At 46.0% G+C, this 2,500-nt stretch carries 2 tRNA genes and 2 rRNA genes (1 of these 4 cut by a window edge); all 4 read left to right on the top strand.

The window, feature by feature from the left end:
- Positions 1–322 precede the first annotated feature (322 nt).
- Positions 323–1,843 (top strand): 16S ribosomal RNA (locus tag GFU93_RS04385).
- Positions 1,844–2,047: 204 nt separating this feature from the next.
- Positions 2,048–2,121, top strand: a tRNA-Ile gene (locus tag GFU93_RS04390).
- Between the two features lie 13 nt (positions 2,122–2,134).
- Positions 2,135–2,208, top strand: a tRNA-Ala gene (locus tag GFU93_RS04395).
- 118 nt (positions 2,209–2,326) lie between these two features.
- A 23S ribosomal RNA gene (locus GFU93_RS04400) occupies positions 2,327–2,500 on the top strand (it continues 2,649 nt past the right edge of the window).
- Together the 16S and 23S rRNA genes with 2 tRNA genes alongside form the textbook arrangement of a ribosomal RNA operon.

Consider the following 2,500-nt stretch of genomic DNA (forward strand, 5'->3'; position numbering starts at 1 on the left):
AAAAAAAATTAAAAATTTTTTTTGGAGGTTAAATAGGTGATATGCAGCATATTATGGTTTGGTAGGTAAAAAAGATTAAAAAAAGATTAAAAAAAAACTTGCGGGGAAAGAAAAAGTAGCTATCTTTGCACCCGCAAGTCAGGAACAACGAAAGAGAAAAACAGAAGATGAGAGGGACCTGAGTAGCGCAAAAGATCGTTGAAATAAAAAGTTTTTTAAACAAAGCTTACGAAAGATAAAAAGTAGCAAAACACAACCTGGAAGAAGAGAGATTCTTTTGAGTTTGGGAAAAAGCCTTGAGATTGATAATAACAAAGAAATTACAATGGAGAGTTTGATCCTGGCTCAGGATGAACGCTAGCGGGAGGCCTAACACATGCAAGCCGAGGGGTATTTTGGAGCTTGCTTCAAGAGAGACCGGCGTACGGGTGCGTAACGCGTATGCAACTTACCTGTATCACTGGGATAGCCCGGGGAAACCCGGATTAATACCGGATAACATATCAGCCAGCATTGGCAGATATTAAAAGATTTATCGGATATAGATAGGCATGCGTAGGATTAGTTAGTTGGTAAGGTAACGGCTTACCAAGACGATGATCCTTAGGGGGCCTGAGAGGGTGAACCCCCACACTGGAACTGAGACACGGACCAGACTCCTACGGGAGGCAGCAGTGAGGAATATTGGACAATGGGTGAGAGCCTGATCCAGCCATCCCGCGTGAAGGACGACAGCCCTATGGGTTTTAAACTTCTTTTGTATGGGAATAAACCACATTACGTGTAATGTTCTGAAGGTACCATACGAATAAGCATCGGCTAACTCCGTGCCAGCAGCCGCGGTAATACGGAGGATGCGAGCGTTATCCGGATTTATTGGGTTTAAAGGGTCCGTAGGCGGGTTGATAAGTCAGCGGTGAAAACCTGCAGCTTAACTGTAGAACTGCCGTTGATACTGTTAATCTTGAATAGTATTGAAGTAGCTGGAATGTGTAGTGTAGCGGTGAAATGCATAGATATTACACAGAACCCCGATTGCGAAGGCAGGTTACTAAATACCGATTGACGCTGATGGACGAAAGCGTGGGGAGCGAACAGGATTAGATACCCTGGTAGTCCACGCCGTAAACGATGGATACTCGTTGTTGGGGGTTAGCCCTCAGTGACTAAGCGAAAGTAATAAGTATCCCACCTGGGGAGTACGACCGCAAGGTTGAAACTCAAAGGAATTGACGGGGGCCCGCACAAGCGGTGGAGCATGTGGTTTAATTCGATGATACGCGAGGAACCTTACCAGGGCTTAAATGGGAATTGACGTACTTAGAAATAAGTATTTCTACGGACAATTTTCAAGGTGCTGCATGGTTGTCGTCAGCTCGTGCCGTGAGGTGTCAGGTTAAGTCCTATAACGAGCGCAACCCTTATCATTAGTTGCCAGCGATTAAAGTCGGGAACTCTAATGAGACTGCCGGTGCAAACCGCGAGGAAGGTGGGGATGACGTCAAATCATCACGGCCCTTACGCCCTGGGCCACACACGTGCTACAATGGCCGGTACAGAGGGCAGCTACTGGGCAACCAGATGCGAATCTCAAAAGCCGGTCTCAGTTCGGATTGGAGTCTGCAACTCGACTCTATGAAGCTGGAATCGCTAGTAATCGCAGATCAGCCATGCTGCGGTGAATACGTTCCCGGGCCTTGTACACACCGCCCGTCAAGCCATGGAAGCTGGGGGTACCTGAAGTCGGTGACCGTAAAAGGAGCTGCCTAGGGTAAAACTAGTGACTGGGGCTAAGTCGTAACAAGGTAGCCGTACCGGAAGGTGCGGCTGGAACATCTCTTTTTTAGAGCAAAAAGTCAAAACAAGGAATAAAAAACCCCAAAAGAAGCTGACAGCTTCCAGGTGTTTCCTACTTAAACAAATAAAAGAGTAAGTAAAAAGTTGAAAAAAACACAAGATATATAACACCCCTGAAAAGCCCCTGTAAGGAAAAGGTAAGACAATAGAAGAAGAGTAAAAGGAGCAACGAGGAAAATAGAAATCAATCAGTCTCATAGCTCAGCCGGTTAGAGCGCTACACTGATAATGTAGAGGTCGGCAGTTCGAGTCTGCCTGAGACTACAAAGGGAAACAAGGGGAATTAGCTCAGCTGGCTAGAGCGCCTGCCTTGCACGCAGGAGGTCAAGGGTTCGACTCCCTTATTCTCCACAAGGTTCGAAAAACGAAAGAAGTAGTAAAAAAGAACCAGTGTTATATACGGATCATTGACATTATTGGGATTTTATATAAAAAAATAAACCGAGCGGCCAATATAATTGGCTAAGGAAAAGAAATCGTTAAGGGCGTATGGCGGATGCCTAGGCTTCAAGAGGCGAAGAAAGACGTGGTAAGCTGCGAAAAGCTGCGGGGATTGGCACACACGAAGTGATCCGCAGATGTCTGAATGGGGCAACCCACTATACAAGAGTATAGTATTCCCGCAAGGGAAGGCAAACCTTCC

This window comes from Apibacter sp. B3546, assembly GCF_009827885.1.
In the GTDB taxonomy this organism is placed as follows: domain Bacteria; phylum Bacteroidota; class Bacteroidia; order Flavobacteriales; family Weeksellaceae; genus Apibacter.